Below are 25101 nucleotides of genomic sequence, written 5' to 3'. Positions count from 1 at the left end.
CACCGACAGGTGTGATTCCCCTCGTCAACGAGCACTTACGCCCCGACGAAGTGCGCCGCCCGGCGTTCGACGAACGACTGCACCCCCTCCGCGCCGTCCTTGGTCGAAAACAATGCCGCCACGTCCGCGACGAAACGGTCCTCGGCGGCGCTGTCGCCGTCCCGCAGCGCACGCTGGGCGGCCGTCAACGTCGCACGCACCCCCCAGCGGCGCGGACCGCTCGGCGATCCGTTCGGCCAGCTCGACCGCGCGATCGAGCTGCGTACCCACCTCAACCACCTCGGACACCACACCGATCCGCAGGGCCTCGGCGGCGTCGAACTCATCCCCGGTCAGCAGCCACCGCATCGCGTTGCCCCAGCCCGCGTCGCGCGGCAGCCGCGTCGTCGCGCCACCGAAGGGATAGATGCCGCGTTGCACCTCGAGCTGGGCGAACCGGGTGTCCTCGGAGGCGATGCGGATGTCTGCGGCGAGCAACAGTTCGAGGCCGAGGGTCAGGCACCACCCGTGCGCCGCGGCGACGACCGGCTTCGTCCACGGTAGTCCGTCGTTGCGCCACGGATTGCGCGCGTCGTCTGGCCACTCCATCACGCCGCCGACCAACCGGGGTGCGACGTCGACGAGATCCAACCCGGCGGTGAAGTTGTCGCCCATGGCGTAGAGCACACCGACCCACAGCTCGTCGTCGCGTTCCAGCCGCTCGTAAGCGCGACCCAGCTCTTCCACCATTTCGATGTTGAAGGCATTTCGCTTCGCGGGCCTGTTGAGCCCCATCAGGAGGAGGTGACCGCGTCGCTCGACTATGACAGTTGGCATAATGCTGAGCCTGACTATGATGGTCGTCATATCCAGTGACAGTCGCAGCAAGATGATTCAGAGCGCCGCCCTGCTGTTCCGCGAGAACGGCTACAGCGGCACCGGTTTTCGTGACGTCGTCGCGCACAGCGGGGCGCCGCGCGGTTCGATCTACCATCACTTCCCCGGCGGGAAGGAACAACTCGCTGCCGAAACCGTGGCGTGGGCGGCCGACGTGATCGAACGAGGGATCCAGCGCGCGACCAAAGGTGGCGACCCCATCGCGGCGCTCGACATGTTCGTCGAGTCATGGCGGGAGATCCTCGAGGACAGCGGTTTCCACGCCGGATGCCCGGTTGTCGCCGTCGCCGTGGAGGCCCATGCGGGGTCCGCGGCGACAAGCGCGGCCGCCGAGGCGTTCACGCGATGGCAGGACCTGATCGCGAAGCCGTTGCTCGATGCTGGTGTCAGTCGCGCCGAGGCGCGGCGATTGGCCGCGCTCGTGATCGCCGGCGTCGAAGGAGCGATCGTGTTGTGCCGCGCCCGCCGCGACATCCGGCCGCTGCGCGACGTGCAGCGGGCTCTCGAGGAAGCGCTGCAGACCGCGATCTCCGCGCATGGTCGCGCCGACCGCTGACGCTCCCTATCCTGATCTCATCCACGCTCCCAAACACGAGACGTTCGACCTCGCCGCCCGCACCAACACCGATCCGAAAGGCATCGTGCGGGCCGTCGACGTCTACACGGTCCAGCCGTGGGGCCTCTACATGGCCCGGCCGACCCCGGGGCGGGCGCAGTTCCACTACCTGGAATCCTGGCTTCTGCCATCGCTGCGGCTGCGAGCGACGGTGTTTCACTTCAACCCCGGTCACGAACTGGACCAGGACTACTACCTCGATGTCGGCGACTACCGGCCGGGTCAGCAGGTCTGGCACTCCGAGGACCACTACCTCGACCTGGTGGTCCGCACCGGGCGAGGCGTAGAACTGCACGACGTCGACGAGCTGCTCACTGCGGTGCGCCACAACCTGCTGACGCCCGAGACCGGCGAGCGGGCGGTCCAGACCGCCGTGGCCGCGATCGACGGATTGTCCCGCCACGACTACGACCTGAACCACTGGCTCGCGGCCGAGGGCATGCCGCTGACCTGGCGGGGCGACGAGTAACAGATGCCATGCCCGAACTAGCCGACGTCGAGGGCTTCCGCCGGGACCTGGTGCGCGCGCTGCCCGGGCGACGTGTCCGCGGCGTCGACGTGCGCGATGCAGGAGTGCTGCGCAACACCAGCGCACGATCGCTGGCCCGCAACCTGACCGGCCGCACCTTCGGCCGGCCCCGCCGGCACGGCAAATGGCTGATTCTGCCGACGGATGGTCCCGCGCTGCTGGTGCACAGCGGGATGACCGGCAAGCCGTACTACGTCGACGGCGACGACGACACCAAACACGTGCGCCTGGTCATCGAGCTTGACCGGGGGCAGTTCCGCTACGCGGACCTGCGCAAGCTTCGCGGCGTGTGGCTGCTGCCCACCGAGGACGACATCGGCGAGGTGACCGGCGCGCAGGGACCCGACGCCTTGCATGTCGATCTGCGCACGTTCCGCGAGCTGCTGCGGGGACGGCGGGGACGTCTGAAACCGACGCTGATGGATCAGGCCGTGATCGCCGGGCTCGGCAACCTTCTCGTCGACGAGATCCTGTGGCGCACGCGGCTGTCGCCGCAACTGCCGGTGTCCGCGCTGTCCGACGACGACGTCAGGCGCCTCCACGAGTCGATGCGGCGCGTGCTCGACACCGCGGTCCGGCACGGCCGGGTGCCCGACCTGCCGCGGTGGTTGACCGGCAATCGGGACACCGCAGACCCGACGTGCCCACGCTGCGGCACCCGTCTCGCCCGCGGCCGCATCGCCGGCAGGACGTCGGTGTGGTGCCCCCACTGTCAGCCGGACCACGGGTAACGAATCGCCTGGCCACAGCGATCTTGATTCCGATGGCCACTGCTACAAATTTGTCCGCCCAGGTAACGTCGGTATTCTCTCGTCCCGTGGGCCCCACAGATCGCTTCCGGACCGCTGGTGCAGCGACCGCGGCCATGCTCGTGGGCTCGGTGTTGTCCGCGGGAGTCGCCACGGCACAACCCAGCGACCAGACCGAGGTTGCCCCTGCGCCTCCGGCGCCCGAGATCCTGCACAACGTGATCTACCGGGCCCGTGCGGACGGCACGTCCCGCGGTGCGGTGGTCGCGTACAAGATGGACGACCAGAACGTCAACAGCGCACAGCCGACGCTGCTGCCAGGCCAGACGTTCGAGGTGAACGCGGTGCTGGCCGATCCGAAGCTGGCCGGTATGGAGATCTCCATCGAGTGGCCCTACGGATCGAACCTGCATTGCGAGATCCTCGTCGACGACCAGGTGGTGGCGAAGGCCGATCAGTTCATCGCGCCGCGCCTGCTGCGTCCGAAGGACGACCCGATGTACGGGATGCTGCAGTGCGGCGCACCGCTGAACCTGCCGACCGACGGGGCCGTGCCGGCGACGCCCGACGTCAGCGCACCGCCGCAGGCCTAGCGGCTCACGGCCGCCAGCCCGTGGCGTCGGCCCACTCCCATGCACGCCGGTACGCGTCGAGGAACCAGGGCTCCTTGGCCTCGGCGTACGCGCCCACAGACACATGCCCCTCCCCGGCCACGCGCCGTTTCAACGACAGGTAGTCGGCCTGGACAGCGGGGTTGGACCGCACCCAGTCCACGAACAGCAGCGCAAACTGTTGCCCCGGCCAGCCGTCGACACGGACATGGACGTTGGTCGGCCGGCCGGGGTCGGCGGAGCTGTGAACTCGCTTGTGCCACAACGACTCATCGGTGGAGTGATCGAATTCGCCGACGGTGCTGCGGGCGTCGGGCTTACCGATGTCCGTCGTGATCGGCAGTCGGACGTAGCCCGCTGCCTTCAGCGCATCTTCGAGTTCGTCGGCGTCTGCGAGCGACTTGACCGTCACCTGGATGTCGATCACGTCCTTACCGTCCATCCCCGGCACCGCGGTGGAGCCGATGTGGTCAATGCGCACCGCGCGGTGTCCGCAGGCCGTGTTGAGGCGCGCCACGATGCGCCGCGCCTGATCGGGCCACGACGGGTCATACGGCACCACAGCGGGTTTCGAGTGCGCAGGCCTGTTCTCGTGCACGTTGTGGGCGAACGGCATGATGCGCTCGTGCCACAGCGCACGGGCCTTCTCGACCAGTTCCCCGGCCGTGCCCGAGTTGTCGAGCCAGACATCGGCGACGGCGCGACGCTGTTCCTCGGTGGCCTGCGCAGCGATCCGCGCGCGGGCGTCCTCCTCGGTGAAGCCCCGATGCTCGATGAGGCGCGCGATCCGCGTCTCGGTGTCGGCGTGCACGATCACCACCAACGGAAACATCGGCGCCATACCGGATTCGACGAGCAGCGGGATGTCCTCGACGATCACGGCGTCCTCCGAGGCGGCCGCGATCAGTTCCGATCGACGGTGGGCCACCAGCGGATGCACGATTCCGTTGAGGGTCTGACGCTTCTCCTCGTCGCTGAACGCGATCGCGGCGAGCGCGGGCCGATTCAACGCGCCGTCCTCGTGCAGGATCTCGCGGCCGAACGCGTCGACCAGCTTCGCCAACCCCTCCGTCCCGGGTTCGACGACCTCGCGGGCGATCACGTCGCCGTCGACGACGATCCCTCCGAGGTCGCTGAACGTCGCGGATACGGTCGATTTCCCGGCGCCGATACCGCCGGACAGCCCAATACGCAGCACCGAACCAGTCTCTCAGGGCCGTTCAACGACGAAGGCCCCGGCTCACCGAGCCGGGGCCTTCGATCGTGATGACTTAGGCGTTGCCTGCAAGCTTCTCGCGCAGCGCCGCGAGTTGCGCGTCGCTGGCCAGCGAGCCGCCCGCGGACTGCTCCTCGCCCCGCGAGGCACCGTTGGATCGGGAAACGGACGCCTCGGCAGCTTCTGCTTCAGCGGCGGCGAACTTCTCCATCTGCGCGGTGTGCATCTTGTGCCGGCGCTCGGCCTCCGCGTAGCGGGACTCCCACTCCTCACGCTGCTTCTCGTAACCCTCGAGCCATTCGTTGGTCTCGGGATCGAAGCCCTCGGGGAAAATGTAGTTGCCCTGCTCGTCGTAGCTGTCGGCCATGCCGTACTTGGAGGGGTCGAACTCCTCGGTGTAGTCCTCGTTGGCCTGCTTGAGGCTCAGCGAGATGCGGCGACGCTCCAGGTCGATGTCGATGACCTTGACCATCGCGTCGTCGCCGACCTGCACCACCTGGTCCGGGACCTCGACGTGGCGCTCGGACAGCTCGGAGATGTGCACCAGACCCTCGATGCCCTCCTCGACACGGACGAACGCGCCGAACGGCACCAGCTTGGTGACCTTGCCCGGCACGATTTGACCGATCGCGTGGGTGCGGGCGAAGTGGCGCCACGGGTCTTCCTGAGTCGCCTTGAGCGACAACGAAACCCGCTCGCGGTCCATGTCGACGTCGAGCACCTCGACGGTGACCTCGTCGCCCACCTGCACGACCTCGGACGGATGATCGATGTGCTTCCAGGACAGCTCGGAGACGTGCACCAGGCCGTCGACACCGCCGAGATCGACGAACGCGCCGAAGTTGACGATGCTGCTGACGACACCCTTGCGGATCGCGCCCTTCTGCAGCTGGTTGAGGAACTCGCTGCGCACCTCGGACTGGGTCTGCTCCAGCCAGGCGCGGCGGGAGAGCACCACGTTGTTGCGGTTCTTGTCGAGCTCGATGATCTTGGCCTCGATCTCCTTGCCGATGTACGGCTGCAGATCGCGGACACGACGCATCTCGACCAGCGACGCGGGCAGGAAGCCGCGAAGGCCGATGTCGAGGATCAGGCCGCCCTTGACGACCTCGATGACGGTGCCCTTGACGGCCTCGTCCTTTTCCTTGAGCTCTTCGATGGTGCCCCAGGCCCGCTCGTACTGAGCGCGCTTCTTGGACAGGATCAGGCGGCCTTCCTTGTCCTCCTTGGTGAGGACCAGAGCTTCGACCTCGTCTCCGACGGACACAACCTCGTTGGGGTCGACGTCGTGCTTGATAGAGAGCTCACGGGAAGGGATGACGCCTTCGGTCTTGTAACCGATATCGAGCAGGACCTCGTCACGGTCAACCTTGACGATGGTTCCCTCGACGATGTCGCCATCGTTGAAGTACTTGATGGTCTTGTCGATGGCGGCGAGAAAGTCCTCGCTCGAGCCGATGTCGTTGACGGCTACTTGCGGCGAGGTGACGGAGGGACTTGGCATGTGGTGGGTTGCTCCGGACAGGTTTGATCGTAGGGACTAAGGGACTCGAGTTATTGGCTCGGCGCGGGCGCCGATATCGTGCTCTGTACCCGCCGCAGAAGAATGCAAAAACCACAGACAGGTACGCGTAGAGGTTACTCGACTGGGCACATGCTGGACAAACCCGGTCCCGACAGGCCGTTAGTCTGCTCTGGTGTCACATCCCGGCGCACCGCATCCCGCCTGGCTTCCAGCACCGCCGTTCCAACGCAAGGTCCGCAAAGTCGGAGCGCCCCTCGCGGTGCTCATCCTGCTCGGCACCGTGGCCGGATTGATCATCGTCGGCCTGACCGCGCTGAACCCGGTGGGCGCCGGCATCGGGCTGGTCCTGTCGAGCCTGGCCATGGTGGTCGTTGTCCTGGCCTACGTATGGCTGGATCGGTTCGAGCCCGAACCGCCGCGGCTGCTGGCCTTCGCGTTCCTGTGGGGTGCCTCGGTCGCGGTGGTGCTGTCCGTGCTTCTGGGGCTCTACCTCGAGTCGCTGATCGTGCGTGGCGAGTCCGATGGGGTCAGCGCGGTGTCGGTGGTCGTCATCGCGCCGATCATCGAGGAAGCGGCCAAGGGCGCGTTCCTGCTGGTCATGATGACCGGACGGCGCCGCCGAGAGCTGAACTCGCTGACCGACTGCCTGGTCTACGCCGGGCTGGTCGGCGCCGGCTTCGCCTGGCTGGAGGACATCCTCTACATCGCCAGCGGCGAATCGCTCGGCGACTCGCTTCTGACCGCAGCGCTGCGCCTGGTGATGGCGCCGTTCGCGCATTCACTGTTCACCACGTTCTTCGGCATCGGCGTCTACTTCGCGCTGCAGCGCCGCACGACGGCCGTCAAGGTCGGCGTTCTCGTGCTGGGCTACCTGGCGGCGGTGTTCACCCACGCGCTGTGGAACGGGTCGTCGCTGCTGGGGGTCGGCTGGTATTTCGGCGTCTACCTCTACTGGATGATGCCGCTGTTCGCGTTGGCGATCGTCCTCGGCGTGCAGAGCCGCCGTCGTGAGCAGGCGATCGTCGCCGGCAAGCTCCCCGGCATGGTGCAGGCCGGTCTGGTGACCCCCAACGAGGCCACGTGGCTGGCCTCGCTTCGACAGCGAAAGCTGGTGCTCGCGCAGGCCGGTCGGCAGGGCGGGCGACCCGCGCGCAAGGCGGTCAAGCGGTTCGCCGCCCAGGTCGTCGAGCTGGCGTTCGTGCGCGACCGCATCGACCGCGGGTTCGGCGACCCGCGCGTGCAGGCGATGCTGGTCGACGAGGCCTACGCCCTCTACGCAGTCCGCGCGTCGACCCCGGCGCTACACGCCCTGGCCGGATACCGCGCACCGGCCCGCTGATGATCAGTGAGCTGCGGTGTCCCAGCTGCGGCCGTAGCCGACCGACACCTCCAACGGCACGTCGAGCGGATAGGCGTTGCCCATCTGCTCGCGGACCAGGGTCTCGAGCGCGTCCCGCTCCCCCTCGGCGACCTCGAAGAGCAGTTCGTCGTGCACTTGAAGCAGCATTCGCGACTTCAGGCCGGCGTCCTTGAGCGCCGTATCGACGTTGATCATCGCGACCTTGATGATGTCGGCCGCGCTCCCCTGGATCGGCGCGTTGAGCGCCGCGCGTTCGGCGGCCTCACGCACGTTGCGGTTGCTGCTGTCCAGCTCCGGCAGATAGCGCCGCCTGCCGAACACGGTCGAGGTGTAACCGTCCTTGCGCGCCTGGTCCACCACGTCGCGCAGGTAGTCGCGCACCCCACCGAACCGGTCGAAGTACTGCTCCATCTGCACCTTGGCCTCTTCGGTGGAGATCTTCAGCTGCGCGGCCAGCCCGTACGCACTCAGTCCGTAGGCGAGCCCGTAGGACATGGCCTTGACGCGACGCCGCAGCTCGGCGGTGACCTCGTCGATGGGCACCGAGAACGCGCGTGATGCGACGAAGGAGTGGAGGTCTTCGCCGGTGCGAAACGCCTCGATCAGCCCCTCGTCCTTGGACAGGTGCGCCATGATGCGCATCTCGATCTGGCTGTAGTCGGCGGTCATCAGCTCCGAATAGCCTCCGCCGACGACGAACGCGTCACGGATGCGCCGGCCGGCGTCGGTGCGGATCGGGATGTTCTGCAGGTTCGGCTCGGTGGACGACAGCCGGCCGGTCGCCGCAATCGTCTGATTGAACGTGGTGTGAATCCGGCCGTCGGACGCCACCGAGGCCAGCAATCCGTCGACGGTGACCTTGAGCCGGGTGACGTCGCGGTGCGCGAGCAGGTGCTGCAGGAACGGGTGACCGGTCTTCTCGAACAGCGACTGCAGGGCGTCGGCGTCGGTGGTGTAGCCAGTCTTGGTGCGCTTGGTCTTGGGCATCTCCAGCTCGTCGAACAGCACGGTCTGCAGCTGCTTGGGCGAGCCGAGATTGATCTGCTTGCCGATGACCGAATACGCCGCCTCGGCCGCGTCGCGGATCTGGTCGGCGAACTCGCTCTGCAGCTGGCCCAGCTGCTCGAGATCCACCGCGATGCCCGCGGTCTCCATCTGGGCCAGCACCCGCTGTACCGGCAGCTCCATGTTGTTGAGCAGCGCCAGTGAGTCGATGCGGGCGAGTTCCTCGTCGAGCGCATCGGCCAGATCCATCACGGCGCTGGCCCGCAGGATCACGGTCTGCACCGCCTGGTCGTCGACGCCCCCCGCTTCGTTCAAGCTGTCATCGAGCAACGAAAGCTGTTGCTGCTCAGGGTTTTCGGCGCGAAGCTCACGCTTCAGGTACCGCAGCGACAAATCGTCGAGCGTGAAGCTGCGCTGCCCGGGCCGGACCAGATATGCCGCCAGTGCGGTGTCGGAGGTGACGCCGGCGAGCGTCCACCCGCGGCCCTCGAGGTCGTGCATCGCCAGCTTGGCCTCGTGCAGCGCCTTCGGCGAGCCGGGGTCGGCGAGCCAGGCGGCCAGGGCGGCCTCGTCGTCGGTGGTCAGCACGGCGGTGTCGATGTAGCGCCCGTCACCGTCCGGGGCCACGATGCCCAACGCCGTCGCGTCGGCGTCGAAGGCCAGATGCGTGCCGACGACCGCCAAACCGAACCGCTTGCCCGAGCTGTGCTCGGCGAGCCACGCCGCAAGCTCCCCCGGTTCGAGCGCCTGCCCGCGCACGTCGAAGCCCTGGTCGACCTCGGGATCCGCGGAGGCCAGCGTGTCGAACAGCCGATCGCGCAGGACGCGGAACTCGAGATCGTCGAACAGCCGGTGGATCTGGTCGCGGTCCCACGGCTGCATGCGCAGGGTGTCGGGCGTTTGGGGCAGCGGCACGTCGCGGACCAGATCGGTCAGCTCGCGGTTCAGTACGACGCTTGACAGGTTGGCCCGCAGCGCGTCGCCGACCTTGCCCTTGACGGTGTCGACGTTGTCGACCAGCGCCTGCAACGAGCCGAACTCAGCGATCCATTTGGTCGCCGTCTTCTCCCCGACGCCGGGGATGCCCGGAAGGTTGTCGCTGGGGTCACCCCGCAGGGCCGCGAAGTCCGGGTACTGCTGCGGCGTCAACCCGTACTTCTCGACCACCGCCTCCGGCGTGAACCGCGTCAGCTCGCTGACGCCCTTGCGCGGGTACAGCACCGTGACGTCGTCGCTGACGAGTTGCAGCGAGTCCCTGTCGCCGCTGACGACCAACACCCGGTAGCCGCCCTGCTCGGCCTGCGTGGCGAGCGTGGCGATGATGTCGTCGGCCTCGAAGCCCGGTTCGGCGAGCACCGTGATGCCCAGCGCGCCGAGCACCTCCTTGGTGATGTCGATCTGCCCGCGGAATTCGTCCGGCGTTGTCGAGCGGCCGGCCTTGTACTCGGGGTACTTGTCCACGCGGAACGTCTGACGCGATACGTCGAACGCGGCCGCGATGTGGCTGGGCGCCTCGTCGCGCAGCAGGTTGATCAGCATCGCGGTGAATCCGTACACCGCGTTGGTGGTGAGCCCGCCCTGCGTCTTGAAGTTCTCGGCGGGCAGCGCGTAGAACGCCCGGTAGGCCAGCGAATTGCCGTCGAGCAACATCAATGTCGGCTTCTGATCGGTCGCCTCGGACCCTGTCTTCTGGGAAGCCGTCGTCTTGCCGGTGGCGGTGGTGGCTGGGCTCACGGCCCTACTCTAGGCATCGCCGCCGACACGACCATGCCCGCGGGCGGTAGCCGGTCGGGTCAGTAACCGAGGAGCTTGCGGAACTGCTGACCGACGGCCATCGACTGGCCCATCCGCTGCACCCAACCGTCGAGGTCCGCCTTGGTGTCGATCGGGCCCGCGCCGCGCACGTGCACCATGCCGTCACCGGACCTGGCCTTCTTGAACAGTCCCATCATTCCTCCGATCTCCGTTGTCCCGGCGGCGGATCCGACCGGCGGAACCCAATCCACACCGGGCCGGCGGCTACCGATCCCAACCTCCCGCTGAACTGGAACACGTTTCAGTTCTGCGTCGCGACTCGGTACGCTGAGCCGGTGTCAGCTTCCACTCAGCCCGCGATCGACGGCTGGTTCGCCACCGACGGATCCGGAGAGCCCTACCTGATCGGCGGCAAGTGCCACCAATGCGGCACGTATGTATTTCCGCCCCGCGCCAATAACTGCCCCAACCCTGCCTGCGACGGTGACGAGCTCGCCCAGGTTCCGCTGTCGCGGCGCGGGGCGCTGTGGAGCTACACCGAGAACCGGTACGCTCCCCCGCCGCCGTATCCGGCGCCGGATCCGTTCGAGCCGTTCGCGGTCGCGGCGGTGCAACTCGCCGACGAAGGGCTGATCGTGCTCGGCAAGGTCGTCGACGGAACGTTGGCCGCCGACCTGAAGGTCGGGATGGAGATGGAGTTGACCACGATGCCGCTGTTCGTCGACGACGACGGCGTCGAACGCGTCGTCTACGCATGGAGGCCTGCGTCATGAGTACTGGAACTCCGGAACCGCTGTACATCCTCGGCGCCGGCATGCACCCGTGGGGGAAATGGGGCCGCGACTTCACCGAGTACGGCGTCGTGGCGGCGCGGTCGGCGTTGGCTGAGGCGGGTCTGGACTGGCAACAGATCCAGCTCGTCGCCGGCGCGGACACGATCCGCAACGGTTATCCGGGTTTCGTCGCCGGCTCGACGTTCGCGCAGAAGCTCGGCTGGAACGGGGTGCCCGTGTCGTCGAGTTACGCGGCGTGCGCCAGCGGTTCGCAGGCGTTGCAGAGCGCCCGCGCCCACATCCTTGCGGGATTCTGCGACGTGGCGCTCGTGATCGGTGCGGACACCACCCCGAAGGGTTTCTTCGCCCCGGTCGGCGGTGAGCGCAAAAACGACCCGGACTGGCAGCGCTTCCACCTGATCGGCGCCACCAACACCGTCTACTTCGCGCTGCTGGCGCGCCGCCGCATGGACCTCTACGGAGCCACCCTCGAGGACTTCGCCGCGGTGAAGGTCAAGAACGCCAAGCACGGGCTCGACAACCCGAACGCCCGCTACCGCAAGGAATCCACGATCGAGGACGTGCTCGCCAGTCCCGTGGTCTCCGACCCCCTTCGGCTGCTTGACATCTGCGCGACGTCGGACGGCGCGGCGGCACTGGTGGTGGCGAGCAAGTCGTTCACCGAAAAGCATCTCGGGTCCGTCGACGGGGTACCGTCGGTGCGCGCGATCAGCACGGTCACACCGCAGTACCCGCAGCATCTGCCCGAATTGCCGGATATCGCAACCGATTCCACGGCCGTGGTGAACGCCCCGGAGCGGGTGTTCAAGGACCAGATCCTCGACGCCGCCTACGCCGAGGCCGGTATCGGCCCCGAGGACCTGAGCCTGGCCGAGGTGTACGACCTGTCCACCGCCCTGGAACTCGACTGGTACGAGCATCTTGGCCTGTGCGCCAAGGGCGAGGCCGAACAGCTACTGCGCAGCGGCGCGACGGCGATCGGCGGCAAGATCCCCGTGAACCCGTCCGGCGGCCTTGCCTGCTTCGGCGAAGCCATTCCGGCACAAGCCATTGCGCAGGTCTGCGAGCTGACCTGGCAGCTGAAGGGACAGGCCACCGGCCGCCAGGTCGAGGGTGCCAAGGTCGGCGTCACCGCCAACCAAGGCCTGTTCGGGCACGGCTCGTCCGTGATTGTTGCTCGCTAGGCAGTTCGAACCGTACGGCCCCTCCTACTGGGGCGCCATCGCAGTGTTCGCGGTGGGCGCGGCGCTGCTCCTGTGGGTCGGTCGCCGCGCCACCACCACGCAAGCACGGCGGCTGGGGCGAGTGCTCGGTGGGCTGACCGCGGCGATCTACGGCGCGATCCTGATCTACAACCTGGTGCCGCCGACGCTGGCGGGTTCGGTGCCGCTTCAGCTCACCGACCTCGCGACCGTCGTCGCGGCGTACGCCTTGTGGACACAGCGGCAGTGGGCCTACGCGCTGACCTACTACTGGGGTCTTGTGTTGAGCGTCCAGGCGTTGATCTCACCGGTGTTGCGGGGCCCCGACTTTCCGCACTACCGCTTCCTGGCGTTTTACGCGATCCACCTGCTGGTGGTATGGGCGGCCGTCTATCTGACGTGGGGCCGCGGAATGCGGCCCGGCTGGCGAGACTTTCGACTGGCGGTGGTCGTCACCGGAGCGTGGGCCGTGGTGACCGTGGTGTTCAACAGGATCGCCGACACGAACTACGGCTTCACCAATTACAAGCCGGAAACCGCTTCAGTGTTGGACGTTCTCGGCCCATGGCCGGTGTACATCGTGAGCACCGCAGCGCTCGTCTTCACCGTGTGGGCGCTGATGACGTGGCCGTGGGTGCGGCGATGATCGTGGCGGTCCGGGTCAAGCCCGGCAGCGCCAAGGGCCCGCTGGTCGAGGTCGACGATGCCGGCGAGCTGACCGTGTACGTGCGTGAGCGGGCCGTCGAGGGCAAGGCGACCAAGGCGGTCGCCAAGTTGCTCGCCGAGCATTTCGGTGTCGCACCCAGTCGGGTGAAACTGGTCTCGGGCGCGACCTCACGGGTCAAACGCTTCGAGGTCAGCTGATCAGGCGACGCCGAGGTAGGCCGCGCGAATGCTGTCGTCGGCCAACAGCTCTCGGGCGTCGCCGGTGCGGGTGACCTCGCCAGTCTCGAGGATGTAGGCCCGGTCCGACCGGGTCAACGCCTGCTGGGCGTTCTGCTCCACCAGCAGCACCGTGGTGCCCTGGGCGTTGATCTCGGCGATGATCTTGAATATCTGCGAGATCACCATCGGCGCCAAGCCCATCGACGGTTCGTCGAGCAGCAGCACCCGCGGCCGGGCCATCAACGCGCGGCCGATCGCGAGCATCTGCTGCTCACCACCGGACAGCGTGCCTCCGACCTGACTGCGGCGTTCGGCCAGCCGCGGAAACGTCTCCAGGATCCAGTCGAGTCGTTCCCTGTGCTCGGAGCGTGAGGCGAATTTACGCCCGTAGCAGCCCATTTCGAGATTCTCGACGACCGTCATGCCCGGGAACACCCCGCGACCCTCTGGCGCCTGCACCAGCCCCTTGATTGCCCTCTGGTGCGCCTTGACCTTGCTGATGTCTTGGCCCTCGAACCAGATGGAGCCCGCCGTCAGCGGCAGCAGCCCCGAGATCGCGCGCATGGTGGTCGTCTTTCCTGCGCCGTTGGAGCCGAGCAAGGTGACGAGCTCACCCTCGTGGACCGTCAGCGAGATACCGTGCAGCGCACGTATTCTGCCGTACTGCACGACGATGTCGCGCAACTCCAGCACGACGGGGCGCTCGGCGCTCGGCTGGTCATTCGACCTTTCATTAAAGGCTGTCATCGGGCACCCCCAGATAGGCTGCGACGACCTTCGGGTCCTCGCGGATCTCGGAAGGCAGACCGTCGGCGATCTTGCGCCCGAACTCGAGCACCACGATGCGATCGGTCACGCCCATCACCAGCCGCATATCGTGCTCGATCAGCAGCACCGTGTAGCCGTCGTCGCGGATCTTCTGAATCAGCTCGATCAGGGCGGCCTTCTCGCGCGGGTTGAACCCGGCCGCCGGTTCGTCCAGGCACAACAGCTTCGGTTCGGTAGCCAGTGCGCGGGCGATCTCGAGCCGGCGCTGGTCCCCGTATGGCAGGTTCTTCGCCTTCTCCTCGCCGCGGTGGGCGATGCCGACGAAATGAAGTAGCGCAGCGGACCTCTCGATCGCCGACCGCTCCTCGCGGCGGTGGCGCGGCGTTCGGACCAGTGCGCCGGGCACCGAGGTGAAGTGCCGGGCGTCGGTGCCGACCATGACGTTCTCCAGGGCGGTCATCTCACCCCACAGCCGGATGTTCTGGAAGGTGCGCGCGATCCCCCGTCGTGTGATCTGGTGGCGTTTGATCCGGCCCAGCGGCGCGCCGTCGAACATGACCGTCCCCGACGTGGGGCGGTACACCCCGGTGATCGCGTTGAAGCACGTCGTCTTGCCGGCACCGTTGGGCCCGATCATGCCGAGGATCTCACCGCGGCGGATGTCGAACGACACCGAGTCCAGCGCGGTCAGCCCACCGAACTTCATCGTGAGATCGGTTGTCTTCAGCAGGATCTCGCCTTCGGCGGCCTGGATGTCGCGGTGGACGCCCGCCAGCTCTTCGATGGTCATCGCGCGGATTCCTTCTCCGGCGAGCGCAGCAGGTCGCGTGCGGCCTTGCCGTAGGCCAGCAGCTGCGCGCGGGCCGGGAACAGACCCTGCGGGCGGAAGATCATCAGCATCACCAGCGCCAGACCGAAGAACAAGTACTTCAGGTCACCGAGATTGATGCCGAGGAACTCCACTCCCAGGAGTCGGTTCGGCAGGTAGACGATGACGAACGCCCCCACCACCACACCGAGTTTGTTGCCCTGCCCGCCGAGCACCACCGCGCACAGGAACAGCATCGAGTTGATGATGTTGAACGTCGGCGGCGCGACGAATTGCACCTGGCCCGCGTACAGCGCCCCGGACAGCCCGCCGATCGCCGCGCCGATCACGAACGCCCACAGCTTGAACCGGAACGTGTTGACGCCCATCACCTCCGCGGCGTCCTCGTCCTCCCGGATCGCGATCCAGGCGCGGCCGACGCGGCTGCGTTCGAGGTTCCCGACCAGCAGCAGGATCCCGATCATCAGGATGATGCCGAGCCAGAACCACCACGTGCCGTAGTTGGCGTCACCCGCGGAGTTGCCGCTCGAGAAGACTCCGTCGGGCACGCGGTCGGTCGCGCCGATTCGCGGGTAGGCGACCTCGTTGAGGCCGCGGGGTCCGTTGGTCACCTCGGCGAGGTTGTCGGCCAGCAACCGGATGATCTCGCCGAAGCCCAGCGTGACGATCGCCAGGTAATCCCCGCGCAGCCTCAGCGTCGGCGTGCCCAGGATCAGACCGGTCAGTGCGGTGATGGCCATCGCCAGCGGCACACAGGCCAGCCACGCCCAGTGCTCGTTGAACCAACCGGTGGGTCCCATCTTGTTCCACGGGCTGTTCGGGCTGGTGAGCAGCGCGACGGTGTACGCACCGACGGCGTAGAAGCCTACGTAGCCGAGGTCGAGCAGGCCGGCCTGGCCGACGACGACGTTGAGGCCGATCGCGATGATCGCGACCATCGCGAACTGGGCCATGGTGCCGCCGAAGCTGATGTTCGGCGTGGTCAACAGCGGCGGCGGGAACAGTGGGAGCAGCGCGAGCAGACCGAAGGCAACAAAGCCGAAGCCCCACTTCTGTACGCGGGAAAGCCCGTCCCACCAACGACGCAACGCGTCGCCGGGCGCTAGGAGCTTTTCGCCGGTCGTCATGCTCGCGCCTTCCCGAGGCTTTCGCCGAGTATCCCCGTCGGCCGGAAGAACAGAACGAGAACGAGCAGGACGAACGCGACGACGTCGCGCCACTGCGTACCGAACACCGCCTGCCCGTAGTTCTCCATGATGCCGAGCAGCAGACCACCGAGCAGGGCGCCGCGCAGGTTGCCGATGCCGCCGAGGACCGCGGCCGAGAACGCCTTGATACCGAGAAGGAATCCGCCGGAGTAGATGATGCCCTGCGGCACCTTCAGCGTGTAGAGCAGCGCGGCCGCCCCGGCCAGCAGACCGCCGATCAGAAATGTCAGCATGATGATGCGTTCCCGCGAGACGCCCATCAGGGTCGCGGTATCCGGGTCCTGGGCCACCGCCCGGATCCCGCGGCCGAACTTGGTCCGGTTGATGGTCAGATCCGTCATCAGCGCGAGCACCAGCGCCGCGCCGACGATGATCAGCGTGATGTTGGAGACCGCCGACCCGAATACGGTGAACTGTGTCTGCGGTGCGACGAGCCGGATCGGTTGTTGTGCATTGGAGCCGCCGTACCCGTTGATGATCTTCGGCAGGATGAAGTGCACGAATTCCTGCAGCACGAACGACATACCGATGGCGGTGATCAGAAACGACAGGCGTTCGGCCTTGCGGCGGCGCAGCGGCCGGTACGCCACTGCCTCCAAACCGACTGCGGTTGCGCCGGATACCGCCATCGCGAACAGCATCGCGATCGCCAAATACAGGATGGTGAGCGCGATGCCTTTGTTGTAGGTGTTACCGCTCGGCGTGAAGCCCAGGATCATGTCGAGGCAGAAGTACGCGCCGAACATGCCGAACATGAACACTTCCGAATGCGCGAAGTTGATCAGTTTCAGCACGCCGTAGACGAGCGTGTAACCGACGGCCACCAAGGCGTAGATCGCGCCCCAGGACAGCCCATCGATCGTCAGCTGCCAGAAGCCGTCTCGCAACCCGTCCAGGTTGAAGCTGATGTTGGCGGCCAGACAGGTGTACTGGTCGACGCACTCGGGTGGGATCCCGGTCATCCGGTGGCGGCTCCTCGCGGGAACGGGCCTCTAGCGAAAACGCGTCCGAGCCTTCCGGTCTCGGACGCGTTCCGCCTGTGGGCTATTGAACTTTGTAGATCCAGATCAGGCTGGTGGTCAGTTCGCCGTTCGGCGTCCACTGGTACCGGCGGGCCACACCGCGGCCGTCGTAGTTGCGGACGAAGTCGAGCAGCGCGGGCCGGGTGATGGCGCCCGAGTCGATGCCCTTCAACAGGATGGTGCCCAGGTCGTAACCCTCGCTGCTGTAGGTGCCGGGTTCCTGGTTGAACTTCTTGGTGTACTCGTCGGCGAAGCTGCCGGTGGCCGGGCCGCACGGGCACGACAGCACCGCATCCTTGGACGCGTCGCCGGCCTGCTTGACGAACTCGGGATCCTTGGTGCCGTCGGCGCTGGCGAACGTCCCGTCGTAGCCGCCGTCCCGAAGCTGCTGCACGAACGGCGCGGCTTCGGCGTAGTAGCCGCTGAAGAACACCGAATCCGGGTTGGCGCCCTTGATCTGGGTCACCGCCGCCGAGAAGTCCTTGTCGCCCTTCTTGACCGAGATGTTGCACGACGAGTCGGCCACCGGGCCGAGCGTCTCCCGTACGGTCTGCGCCAGGCCGAGACCGTAGTCCGTGCTGTCGTCGACCACGCAGACCTTCTTGTGGCCCAGCGTGTTCTTCAGGTAGTTGGCGACCGACGGGCCCTGCACGCCGTCGTTGCCCAGGCCGCGGAAGAACGTCCGCCACCCCTTGTCGGACAGCGTGACGTTGGTCGCCGAGGCCGTCGCGGCGACGAGGCCGGCCTGGTTGAACACGTCGCCGGTGGCCATGGTCTCACCGGAGAATGCGGGACCGATCAGGCCGATGGTGAACGCGTCGTTGATGATCTGCGGCGCGATCTGGGTGGCCTTTTGCGGATCACCCTCGGTGTCGAAGGTTTTCAGCTGGACCTGGCAACCGGGGTTGGCGGCGTTGTGCTTGTCGACCGCCAACTGGATGCCGTTCTTGATATTGATCCCGAGCGCGGCATCGGGACCGTTGAGCGCCCCGGCCATGGCGATCGACACCGGCGGGCACTGCGCGTTGCCGTCCCCTGCGGGGTCGGCGGGCGCGGCGCCCTCGTCGGCCTTTACCTCGGCACCGTTTTCGTCGATCTGGATCTGTTCGACGATCTTCAGATCGGTCTGCGCCTCGCCGCCCTCACTCGGCTCGGACTGTTGGCAGCCGGCTATGCCGAGCACAACCAGACCAGCGCTGCTGATAGCAAATGCTCTCCGTGCCATGCGACCGCGCACGCTTCACCTCCGGGTCATTGGGTTAGTCGGCGACGGCGCCTCAGCCCGGCGGGCGGGGGCGGCGACGTTCCGGGAAGACCATAGCCAACGCTTGACGCTGGTGCGCGTTGTTGACCCACGCGTGGGGGGTGTCGTGGCCGAACCGCATCTTCGAAAACCGAATTTTTACGGGCAGCCGGGCCGGAGGTTAGCTCGACTCCGGTGCTTCGCTCGGCGTGTCGAGGGTTTCGAGCACCACTTCGGCGACGCGTTTCATGGTGGTGCGCCGGTCCATCGCGGCGCGCTGGATCCACTTGAACGCCTCGGGTTCGGTCATCCCCTGTTTGGTTTGCAGCAAACCCTTGGCCCGCTCGACCAGCTTGCGCGTCTCCAGTCGCTCGGACAGCGTCGCCACTTCCTGCTCCAAGGCGGCCATCTCCCCGAAGCGGCTCACCGCCACCTCGATGGCCGGGATGAGGTCGGTGATGGTGAACGGTTTGACCAGGTAGGCCATTGCGCCTGCGTCCCTGGCCCGTTCGACCAATTCCCGCTGGCTGAACGCGGTCAGGATGACGATCGGTGCGATGCGCTTACCGGCGATCTCGGAGGCCGCGTCGATGCCGTCGCGGCGGGGCATCTTGACGTCCATGATCACGAGGTCGGGCTTCAGGCTCTCGGCCAGATCGACCGCCTCCTGCCCGTCACCCGCCTCTCCGACGATCTCGTAGCCCTCCTCACGGAGCATCTCGGCGAGATCCATCCGGATGAGCGCCTCGTCCTCGGCGACGAGAACTCGGCGGGCCTTCACGGCGTCGGGCGGTGACCCAGCAGCGGTTGCCATGGAAGCCATTGTGGCGGTAGCGGTGCCGTTCAGCGAGTCCGGGGCATCATCTATGGTGGTAAGCCGCGCCACAGCGAATGCCCTCGTAGCCCAATTGGCAGAGGCACACGACTCAAAATCGTGACAGTGTGAGTTCGAGTCTCACCGAGGGCACCGAGAATCAGCAGGTCGGATGTGTTCGGCGTTACGCTCTAATTGTGGAGATGAGGCTGCGGCCGGTCTGCGTGCCCGAAGTGGCGCTGGAGAACCGGACGCCCGCCCGGGTTCGGCACGACACGGAACGGTCCGTGCGACGCCGCAGGGTGCTCGACGTCACCGCGATGATCAGCGCGGCCATCAGCGCCTTCTTCGGTTTCCAGGGCCTGATCGTCGGGGTCGAGGTGTGGTGGATCCCGATTCTCAGCCTCATCAGCGCCGTGGCGTTCGCAGCGATCCCGCTGCTCTGCCGATTCGGCGAGCTCGTCGCTCCGCTGGTGTTCTTCGTCGTCGCGTTTGTGACCATCACGGTCCAGTGCATCGAGCTCGGCACCGGTTCGGGGCTGCAGTTCTACTTCGTCGTCGCGGCCGCGATCATGGTGGTCATCCTCGGCATCGACCACATCCTGCTGGCGTCGGTGCTGTCGGCGCTGGGTGCGGTGACGGTGGTGCTCCTGGAGTACCTGGTGCCGGATAACACGGGGATACAACCGGATTGGGCCCGTACGACCTCGTTCATCCTGACCGTGGCCACCGCATGGATCCTCGTCATCGCCACGTTGTGGTTCGCGCTGCGGGAGATCCGCCGGGCGCGATTGGCGATGGAGGCCGAATACGAGCGGTCCGAACGACTGCTGGCCAACATCCTTCCCGCGACCATCGCCGAACGGCTCAAGGACCCGAGCCGCACCGTCATCGCCGACCGGTACGACGACGCGTCGATCCTGTTCGCCGATATCGCCGGCTACACGCTGCGGGCCAGCGACACCAACCCGTGCGATCTGGTTCGGTTTCTCGACAGGCTCTACACGGACCTGGACGCGCTCGTCGACCGCCACGGCCTGGAGAAGGTCAAAACCAGCGGCGACTCCTACATGGTGGTCAGCGGTGTGCCGCACCCCCGGCCGGACCACCTCGAAGCCCTGGCCTGCCTGGCGCTCGACATGGCCGACGCCGTCGCCGACCTGCGCGACCCGCGCGGCCGCAGGGTGCCGCTGCGGATCGGTCTCGCCGCCGGCCCGGTGGTCGCCGGGGTCGTCGGGGCGCGCAAGTTCTTCTACGACGTGTGGGGCGACGCGGTCAACGTGGCGTCCCGGATGGAGACCACCGACGTCGAGGGCCGCATTCAGGTGCCCGACGACGTCGCCGAACGCCTGCGCAGCATGTTCATGCTCGAGCCCCGCGGTGCGGTCGAGGTCAAGGGCAAGGGCGTCATGACGACGTGGTACCTGGTCGGACGGCGCGACGATGCTGCTGTGCGTGAGGCGGTCGAGCTCGAACCGCTCAGTCGTCGACCTCAGTCGGTTTGAGCCGCTCGGCCAGCGCCGCCAGCCGCCACAGGGTCTCCCGGTTACGGGGGTAGGCGGCGATGTCGGTCAGTTTGTTCGGCATCATCGCGGCGGGTCCGCTGACCGGGAACTCGGTCATCTCAACCCGGCAGCCGTCAGGAATGTCGAAGAGCCGCAGGATGATTCGTGCTCCACCGAAGGGACGGCCCTTGGCGTGCAGCACCAGTTCCTCGGGCGGAGTGCTCTTCTCGACGACGGTGACGTCGTTGAGCAGCAGCGGCCAGACGCCCACCGAGTGCCGGATCTCCGCTCCCGGCGCCGGCCAGTTCGGGTCGACGGCTCGCATGCGGCTGTTGCCGACCACCCATTGTGAGTACGTCCACCCGTCGGCCATGACGTCCCAGACCTGCTGGCGGGAGGCGTGAATATCGCGTGTCACAGTCACGCCCTGAGATATACCCCGATCGCGGAAAACGACGCACGCCGAATGTGCGCTCAGCGGCGTTCGCGCGAGTCGCTAGACCTTGCGGTTCTCCGACTTGATCAGCCAGGCCTGCTTCTCCAGGCCATCGATCAGCTGGTGCAGGACATCGGCGGTGCTGGGGTCCTCGGCGTCGACGGCGTCATGCACCTGGCGCATCGTGTCGACCGCGGCGTAGATCCGGCCGGCGATCAAGTCGACCGCCTCCTGAGTGCTCACCTCGTACGCCGGGAACTGCGGCAGCGTGGTGGTGGCGGCGACCGTGTCGGTGCGGCCGTCCGGCGTGGCCTCCAAGGCCCGCATTCGCTCGGCGATCGTGTCGCTGCCCTCGCGGGCGAAGTCGACGAGCTCGTCGAGCTGAAGATGCAGGTCCCGGAAGTTGGTGCCGACGATGTTCCAGTGCGCCTGCTTGCCCTGCAGGTGCAGCTCGATCAGGTCGACCAGAACCCGCTGCAGGTTCGCGGCGAACTCCGGCGAAGCTTGAAATCCCTGTACTTCTGTCTCCGAACGACGTGTAGATGTGCTCATGACCTCTACAACACCTCTTAATCTGGACTTAGTCCAGATTATCATGTATTTCTGGTCACACCCGGGCTCTGCTGGTCCTGCTTCTCCAGTAACCGGGCGTATCCGGCCCCCATCCCGAGCAGGGCGAGACCCACGACGATGAACACCGCGACCCGGAACATGCCGTTGAGCGTGCCGAGGTCGAACAGGAACAGCTTGCCCATCGCCGCGGCTACCAGAGCCAGTCCCCCGCCGATCGGGACCGACCGGTCGCTTCGGGGCAACCGGGCCACGTAGCCGAACAGTGCGGCCGCGAGCGCAATCCAGCAGATCGTGGCGGCCATGTGGCCCGCATAGAACCCGCTGTCGGTGCCACCGACCAGTACACCCGCGGTGACGGTGAACCTCGTGATCGCGTATCCGGCCACGGCTGCGGCGACCGCCCACAGCGCCGAGTTACGTGGATCCAACGCCCACACGATCGCCACGCTCCATGCGATGAGCAGCACGCTGGCAACCAACGTCGACGCGGCCACCCCGCCACTCGTCGACGTTCCCCGCAGCAGCGTGTCGGGCGGCGCCCAATGCAGGTAGTAGAGGGACCCGACGGCCGCGAAGCCGATCGAGACCGCCTCGGCCGTGACGTGTTCGCGCCCGGCGAGTGCGACCATCAGCGCCATCGCCAGCAGAACCGGCCCCGCGATCGGACCGTCGAACGCCACCATGACCGCGACCAGCGCCGATATCGCCGAGAGGACCGCCCAGATGCGGCCTACCGCGTTGTCGACCCCCGGCAACCGGTCGGCGACGAACACGATCGCGAGCAACCCGACCGCGAGTGCCGCGACCATCAGCGCGGCGACCACGCGGTCCACCGCCAGGGCGACCGACAAGACAGGCAGCACGGCGGCCCCGGCCAGCAGGGCCATCACCGGCTTGTTCGCGGTGTGCGGCAACAGGATCAGCGCACCGGCGATCGCCAACAGCGCCGCTATGCCGCACGCAGCGGCCAGCCACGGATCGTGACCGTCGTCGAAGTACACACCGACGAGCGCCACCAACAGCGGCAGCGCGGCCGCCGCGACTCGGGCGGCGTGCAGCCACAGCCAGTCCCTGCCGATCTGCACGGGCAACGAGGCCGCCGACAGTGCGAGCATGAACGCCACGAGTAGCAGCGTGACGCCACCGACCACCACCGGCGCCAGGATCAGCAGCGGGATCAGAACGAGCAACCCCAGCTGCTCGGAGTTCCAGCGGCGGGCCAGCGTGAGGCCGCCTCCCCCGATCACTGCGGCGAGAACCAGCCCGACGGGCGCGGACATCCACTTGTAGACGGTGGTCACCGCGATGACGTCCATGTAGGCCGCGGCGATCCCGGTCGCCGCCAGCGCGATTGCACCGATGCGGCCGCCGGGTCTGTGGCTCATCCACCAGCCGGCCCCGACGAGCCCGCCGGCCAGGACCACACCCCCCGCGACGCGGATCTCCGGTCGCAGCATCCCCGCCTGCGCGGCCAGCACGAGCAGAAATACGACGCCTATCAGCGTCACTGCCACACCGGCGACCGCCAGCAGCTTGCCGATCCACCCCTCGTCGCGCGGTGGCTTTGGCACGGGCGCAACGTGAGGCGGCGGATACACGGCCGGAGCGGCGTAGCGCTGCGGCTGCGGCGGGTGCTGCGGCTGTTGTTGCGGCGCCGGCGTCGAGACCAGCAGCCGATCGAGCTCGGTCAAATCTGACGACACCCGCGCCAGATACGCGGAGATCGCGGAGACATCGGCGGACAGGCGGGCGATGACGGCACGCTGCGGTTCGGTCATGCAGCCATCGTCACAGCGCGACGGCTCGACCGGATGAGTAGGACTACTCGTCTAAACCGTGTTCGATCGCGTAGCGCGCCAGTTCGACGCGGTTCGCAACCTGCAGCTTGCGGAACGTGGCCTGCACGTGGTTCTCGACCGTGCGATGGCTCAGCGACAGTCGCGCGGCGATCTGCTTGGCGGTCAAACCCTTGGCGACATAACGAAGGATTTCGGTCTCCCGCTCGGTCAGGCTCGGGGTCTCCGGCCCGTCACCCCGATTCTGGGCGATCCGCCGGTACTCGCCGAGCACCAGCCCCGCCAGGCCGGGCGTGAAGACGGCCCTGCCCTCGGCGGTGGCGCGAACCGCGTCGCCGAGTTCCTGCTTCGAGGCGCTCTTCACCAGATAGCCGGTCGCCCCGGCCTTCACCGCCTCGAGCACGTCCTCCCGCTCGTCCGACGCCGACAACACCAGGACCTTCGACGACGGCGACACGGCCAGCACTTCCGCAGTCGCCTGCGCGCCGTCACCGTCGGCGAGACGCATGTCCATCACCACGACGTCGGGCTGGACTGCAGCCGCGCGGCGCCGCGCCGCACCCACCCCGTCGGCGGTGGCGACGACGGTGAAGCCGTCCTCGGCGAGGTCACGGGCCACCGCATCACGCCAGATGGGATGGTCGTCGACGACCATCACCGTCGGGGTAGCGTCAGTTCCCATTCCGTCCCGCTCTCCGGCCCGGTGATCAGCTTGGCACTGCCACCGAGCCACTTCATCCGTCCCACAATGGATTTCGAGATGCCAATGCGCCCCTCCCGCTCCGCCTCTTCCAGCCGCCCCTCCGGAATGCCCGTGCCGTTGTCCCGGATGCTGACCGTGACCGCGTCGCCGAGGTCTTCAAGCAACACGTAGGCGTGCGCGTCCGGTCCGGCGTGGGCGACCACATTGTCGAGCGCGTTGAGGACGGCAGCTGACAACTCGGTGGCGACGACGGCGTCCAGCAGAACGGGATCGGCGGGCAGGCTGACCGAGACGCGGTCCGACGCACGCTGCCGCAACAGCGCGCCGACGTCGGTCATCGCCCCGACGCGGGGTTCGCTCTCGCCGGAGCTGACCAGTCGTCTGAGCGCACGCTCCTGCTGGCCGGCGAGCTCGGCCAGTTCCGCGGTCTCGCCGCCGATTTCGCGGCCGCGGCGCGAGACCAGCGCGAGCACCTGGATGGCACCGTCGTGCACCTCGCGGGACAATCGCTCCCGCTCCTGGTGGGCCGCCGCCAGCCGCGCGGCCTGCTCCAGTTCCGTATGCGCCCGCCGAGCGGTCTGCGCGGCCATCCCCACGGCGAGGCCGACCGCAAGCTCGATGACGATCGTCGCGTTGCGCCACACGTCGTAGTTGATGAAGCCCTTGACGAGGGTGCTGGCAACCATCACCGCCACTCCGGCGAACATGCCCGCGATCGGGCCCGCGACGATCGCCGCCGAAATGGTTGCGTTGGTGGCCCACAACGTCGTCGGCCAGGACTGGTTGTCCAACGCCCACTGCGACGACGCGACCAGCTCGGTCGACAGGACCAACGCCACGACCACCGCGATCTCGGCCAGCACCCAGGCTGGGCGTCGGCCGAACCCCTGCAGATAGGCCACCGCGCACAAAGCACTCCACCCGATCAGCACGGCGAACAGCGCCCACGCCAGTCCCGGCCGGTCCAGGTCGGGATTCACCGACACCTGAAATCCAAGGGCGTACAGGCAACTGAGCAATCGGAAGACCTGCGCCGCGCGCCACAGCGGTGTGGCGGGATCCAGGGTGTTGGCCGGCATCT

Annotated in this window: 25 protein-coding genes, 1 tRNA gene and 1 pseudogene; 11 read left to right on the top strand and 16 right to left on the bottom strand. The window is 67.3% G+C overall.

Features of this window, described 5'->3' with window-relative positions; all coding sequences use genetic code 11:
• Window positions 1-35: 35 nt before the first annotated feature.
• Window positions 36-846 (bottom strand): annotated as a pseudogene (locus A5650_RS12975) (crotonase/enoyl-CoA hydratase family protein).
• Here A5650_RS12975 and A5650_RS12970 point away from each other — a divergent pair.
• The 4 genes from A5650_RS12970 (at window position 818) to A5650_RS12955 (ending at window position 3363) form a co-directional block, all read left to right on the top strand.
• Entirely contained in the window at window positions 818-1432 is a 615-nt protein-coding gene (locus tag A5650_RS12970) for a TetR/AcrR family transcriptional regulator (protein ID WP_231992606.1), read from the top strand. The pseudogene A5650_RS12975 and the gene A5650_RS12970 sit on opposite strands and share 29 nt — an antisense overlap.
• 19 nt (window positions 1433-1451) lie before the next feature.
• A complete protein-coding gene (locus tag A5650_RS12965; RefSeq protein ID WP_067291736.1) occupies window positions 1452-1961 on the top strand; it encodes a ribonuclease FAU-1 family protein in 510 nt (169 codons plus the stop codon).
• Window positions 1962-1969: 8 nt separating this feature from the next.
• Complete coding sequence (locus tag A5650_RS12960) at window positions 1970-2752, top strand: Fpg/Nei family DNA glycosylase (RefSeq protein ID WP_067291539.1); 783 nt, start codon at window positions 1970-1972, stop codon at window positions 2750-2752.
• An 86-nt stretch (window positions 2753-2838) separates the two neighbouring features.
• Window positions 2839-3363, top strand: a complete 525-nt coding sequence (locus A5650_RS12955; protein WP_231992605.1) for a hypothetical protein — start codon at window positions 2839-2841, stop codon at window positions 3361-3363.
• Between the two features lie 4 nt (window positions 3364-3367).
• Here A5650_RS12955 and coaE read toward each other — a convergent pair whose 3' ends face one another.
• A complete protein-coding gene (gene coaE, locus A5650_RS12950; RefSeq protein WP_067291534.1) occupies window positions 3368-4579 on the bottom strand; it encodes a dephospho-CoA kinase in 1212 nt (403 codons plus the stop codon).
• A 73-nt stretch (window positions 4580-4652) separates the two neighbouring features.
• Window positions 4653-6101, bottom strand: coding sequence for a 30S ribosomal protein S1 (rpsA, locus tag A5650_RS12945; protein WP_067088390.1), 1449 nt, complete (start codon window positions 6099-6101; stop codon window positions 4653-4655).
• 193 nt (window positions 6102-6294) lie between these two features.
• On the opposite strand from rpsA, the gene A5650_RS12940 reads away from it, so the two are divergent.
• Window positions 6295-7461, top strand: coding sequence for a PrsW family intramembrane metalloprotease (locus A5650_RS12940; protein WP_067291532.1), 1167 nt, complete (start codon window positions 6295-6297; stop codon window positions 7459-7461).
• A gap of 3 nt (window positions 7462-7464) precedes the next feature.
• Here A5650_RS12940 and polA read toward each other — a convergent pair whose 3' ends face one another.
• Both polA and A5650_RS12930 read right to left on the bottom strand, forming a co-directional pair.
• A complete protein-coding gene (polA, locus tag A5650_RS12935) occupies window positions 7465-10137 on the bottom strand; it encodes a DNA polymerase I (RefSeq protein ID WP_197501861.1) in 2673 nt (890 codons plus the stop codon).
• Window positions 10138-10280: 143 nt separating this feature from the next.
• The gene (locus A5650_RS12930) at window positions 10281-10436 is read right to left on the bottom strand and encodes a hypothetical protein (RefSeq protein ID WP_156744115.1); all 156 of its coding nucleotides are present in this window, start codon (window positions 10434-10436) and stop codon (window positions 10281-10283) included.
• A gap of 141 nt (window positions 10437-10577) precedes the next feature.
• On the opposite strand from A5650_RS12930, the gene A5650_RS12925 reads away from it, so the two are divergent.
• The 4 genes from A5650_RS12925 to A5650_RS12910 are packed head-to-tail and all read left to right on the top strand — an operon-like array spanning window position 10578 to window position 13102.
• The gene (locus A5650_RS12925) at window positions 10578-11015 is read left to right on the top strand and encodes a Zn-ribbon domain-containing OB-fold protein (protein ID WP_067291520.1); all 438 of its coding nucleotides are present in this window, start codon (window positions 10578-10580) and stop codon (window positions 11013-11015) included.
• Window positions 11012-12220, top strand: a complete 1209-nt coding sequence (locus A5650_RS12920) for a lipid-transfer protein (RefSeq protein WP_067291727.1) — start codon at window positions 11012-11014, stop codon at window positions 12218-12220. Before A5650_RS12925 ends, A5650_RS12920 begins: the two co-directional genes overlap by 4 nt.
• Window positions 12210-12884: a YwaF family protein gene (locus A5650_RS12915; protein WP_067291733.1), complete on the top strand. Its 675-nt coding sequence runs from the start codon at window positions 12210-12212 to the stop codon at window positions 12882-12884. The genes A5650_RS12920 and A5650_RS12915 overlap by 11 nt, the downstream gene beginning before the upstream one ends.
• On the top strand, window positions 12881-13102 hold the full coding sequence (locus A5650_RS12910; protein ID WP_067291730.1) for a DUF167 domain-containing protein: 222 nt from the start codon (window positions 12881-12883) through the stop codon (window positions 13100-13102). The genes A5650_RS12915 and A5650_RS12910 overlap by 4 nt, the downstream gene beginning before the upstream one ends.
• Here A5650_RS12910 and A5650_RS12905 read toward each other — a convergent pair whose 3' ends face one another.
• The 6 genes from A5650_RS12905 to A5650_RS12880 all read right to left on the bottom strand — a co-directional run bounded on the left by A5650_RS12905 (window position 13103) and on the right by A5650_RS12880 (window position 19007).
• Window positions 13103-13870 (bottom strand): ABC transporter ATP-binding protein, encoded by a 768-nt coding sequence (locus A5650_RS12905; protein ID WP_067291516.1) that lies wholly within the window; start codon window positions 13868-13870, stop codon window positions 13103-13105.
• Window positions 13857-14681, bottom strand: a complete 825-nt coding sequence (locus A5650_RS12900) for an ABC transporter ATP-binding protein (protein WP_067291513.1) — start codon at window positions 14679-14681, stop codon at window positions 13857-13859. Before A5650_RS12900 ends, A5650_RS12905 begins: the two co-directional genes overlap by 14 nt.
• Window positions 14678-15847: a branched-chain amino acid ABC transporter permease gene (locus tag A5650_RS12895; RefSeq protein ID WP_067291510.1), complete on the bottom strand. Its 1170-nt coding sequence runs from the start codon at window positions 15845-15847 to the stop codon at window positions 14678-14680. The genes A5650_RS12900 and A5650_RS12895 overlap by 4 nt, the downstream gene beginning before the upstream one ends.
• Window positions 15844-16890: a branched-chain amino acid ABC transporter permease gene (locus tag A5650_RS12890; protein ID WP_067291506.1), complete on the bottom strand. Its 1047-nt coding sequence runs from the start codon at window positions 16888-16890 to the stop codon at window positions 15844-15846. Before A5650_RS12890 ends, A5650_RS12895 begins: the two co-directional genes overlap by 4 nt.
• An 82-nt stretch (window positions 16891-16972) precedes the next feature.
• Window positions 16973-18187, bottom strand: coding sequence for a branched-chain amino acid ABC transporter substrate-binding protein (locus tag A5650_RS12885; RefSeq protein WP_067291501.1), 1215 nt, complete (start codon window positions 18185-18187; stop codon window positions 16973-16975).
• Window positions 18188-18374: 187 nt separating this feature from the next.
• The gene (locus A5650_RS12880; RefSeq protein WP_067088372.1) at window positions 18375-19007 is read right to left on the bottom strand and encodes an ANTAR domain-containing response regulator; all 633 of its coding nucleotides are present in this window, start codon (window positions 19005-19007) and stop codon (window positions 18375-18377) included.
• A gap of 79 nt (window positions 19008-19086) precedes the next feature.
• On the opposite strand from A5650_RS12880, the gene A5650_RS12875 reads away from it, so the two are divergent.
• Both A5650_RS12875 and A5650_RS12870 read left to right on the top strand, forming a co-directional pair.
• Window positions 19087-19160: transfer RNA gene (locus A5650_RS12875), tRNA-Leu, on the top strand.
• A 50-nt stretch (window positions 19161-19210) separates the two neighbouring features.
• Window positions 19211-20512 carry an adenylate/guanylate cyclase domain-containing protein gene (locus A5650_RS12870; protein ID WP_082950743.1) on the top strand — a complete coding sequence of 434 codons (1302 nt, stop codon included), beginning with the start codon at window positions 19211-19213 and terminating at the stop codon, window positions 20510-20512.
• Here A5650_RS12870 and A5650_RS12865 read toward each other — a convergent pair.
• The 5 genes from A5650_RS12865 to macS all read right to left on the bottom strand — a co-directional run bounded on the left by A5650_RS12865 (window position 20487) and on the right by macS (window position 25099).
• Entirely contained in the window at window positions 20487-20936 is a 450-nt protein-coding gene (locus tag A5650_RS12865) for an SRPBCC family protein (protein ID WP_067088370.1), read from the bottom strand. The genes A5650_RS12870 and A5650_RS12865 overlap by 26 nt on opposite strands.
• A 72-nt stretch (window positions 20937-21008) precedes the next feature.
• Window positions 21009-21500, bottom strand: coding sequence for a Dps family protein (locus A5650_RS12860; protein ID WP_067088368.1), 492 nt, complete (start codon window positions 21498-21500; stop codon window positions 21009-21011).
• Window positions 21501-21541: 41 nt separating this feature from the next.
• Window positions 21542-23299 carry a DUF2339 domain-containing protein gene (locus A5650_RS12855; RefSeq protein ID WP_067291498.1) on the bottom strand — a complete coding sequence of 586 codons (1758 nt, stop codon included), beginning with the start codon at window positions 23297-23299 and terminating at the stop codon, window positions 21542-21544.
• 43 nt (window positions 23300-23342) lie between these two features.
• The gene (locus A5650_RS12850; protein ID WP_067291494.1) at window positions 23343-23999 is read right to left on the bottom strand and encodes a response regulator; all 657 of its coding nucleotides are present in this window, start codon (window positions 23997-23999) and stop codon (window positions 23343-23345) included.
• A complete protein-coding gene (gene macS / locus A5650_RS12845; protein WP_197501859.1) occupies window positions 23972-25099 on the bottom strand; it encodes a MacS family sensor histidine kinase in 1128 nt (375 codons plus the stop codon). The genes A5650_RS12850 and macS overlap by 28 nt, the downstream gene beginning before the upstream one ends.
• Between the last annotated feature and the right edge of the window lie 2 nt (window positions 25100-25101).

Origin of the sequence: Mycobacterium sp. 1164985.4 (genome assembly GCF_001668575.1) — a bacterium.
In the GTDB taxonomy this organism is placed as follows: Bacteria; Actinomycetota; Actinomycetes; order Mycobacteriales; family Mycobacteriaceae; genus Mycobacterium.
Note: the sequence above shows the minus strand (reverse complement) of the source record. Positions and strands in the feature narration are given on the sequence as shown.

What these genes read in the sequence shown, in the direction of transcription:
- A5650_RS12970 (WP_231992606.1), top strand. Translation starts at nt 818, where the DNA reads ATGCTGAGCCTGACTATGATGGTCGTCATATCCAGTGACAGTCGCAGC.
- A5650_RS12960 (WP_067291539.1), top strand. Translation starts at nt 1,970, where the DNA reads ATGCCCGAACTAGCCGACGTCGAGGGCTTCCGCCGGGACCTGGTGCGC.
- rpsA (WP_067088390.1), bottom strand. Translation starts at nt 6,101, where the DNA reads ATGCCAAGTCCCTCCGTCACCTCGCCGCAAGTAGCCGTCAACGACATC.
- polA (WP_197501861.1), bottom strand. Translation starts at nt 10,137, where the DNA reads ATGTTGCTCGACGGCAATTCGCTGGCCTACCGGGCGTTCTACGCGCTG.
- A5650_RS12930 (WP_156744115.1), bottom strand. Translation starts at nt 10,436, where the DNA reads ATGGGACTGTTCAAGAAGGCCAGGTCCGGTGACGGCATGGTGCACGTG.
- A5650_RS12920 (WP_067291727.1), top strand. Translation starts at nt 11,012, where the DNA reads ATGAGTACTGGAACTCCGGAACCGCTGTACATCCTCGGCGCCGGCATG.
- A5650_RS12910 (WP_067291730.1), top strand. Translation starts at nt 12,881, where the DNA reads ATGATCGTGGCGGTCCGGGTCAAGCCCGGCAGCGCCAAGGGCCCGCTG.
- A5650_RS12905 (WP_067291516.1), bottom strand. Translation starts at nt 13,870, where the DNA reads ATGACAGCCTTTAATGAAAGGTCGAATGACCAGCCGAGCGCCGAGCGC.
- A5650_RS12900 (WP_067291513.1), bottom strand. Translation starts at nt 14,681, where the DNA reads ATGACCATCGAAGAGCTGGCGGGCGTCCACCGCGACATCCAGGCCGCC.
- A5650_RS12895 (WP_067291510.1), bottom strand. Translation starts at nt 15,847, where the DNA reads ATGACGACCGGCGAAAAGCTCCTAGCGCCCGGCGACGCGTTGCGTCGT.
- A5650_RS12890 (WP_067291506.1), bottom strand. Translation starts at nt 16,890, where the DNA reads ATGACCGGGATCCCACCCGAGTGCGTCGACCAGTACACCTGTCTGGCC.
- A5650_RS12880 (WP_067088372.1), bottom strand. Translation starts at nt 19,007, where the DNA reads ATGGCAACCGCTGCTGGGTCACCGCCCGACGCCGTGAAGGCCCGCCGA.
- A5650_RS12870 (WP_082950743.1), top strand. Translation starts at nt 19,211, where the DNA reads ATGAGGCTGCGGCCGGTCTGCGTGCCCGAAGTGGCGCTGGAGAACCGG.
- A5650_RS12860 (WP_067088368.1), bottom strand. Translation starts at nt 21,500, where the DNA reads ATGAGCACATCTACACGTCGTTCGGAGACAGAAGTACAGGGATTTCAA.
- A5650_RS12855 (WP_067291498.1), bottom strand. Translation starts at nt 23,299, where the DNA reads ATGACCGAACCGCAGCGTGCCGTCATCGCCCGCCTGTCCGCCGATGTC.
- A5650_RS12850 (WP_067291494.1), bottom strand. Translation starts at nt 23,999, where the DNA reads ATGGGAACTGACGCTACCCCGACGGTGATGGTCGTCGACGACCATCCC.
- macS (WP_197501859.1), bottom strand. Translation starts at nt 25,099, where the DNA reads ATGCCGGCCAACACCCTGGATCCCGCCACACCGCTGTGGCGCGCGGCG.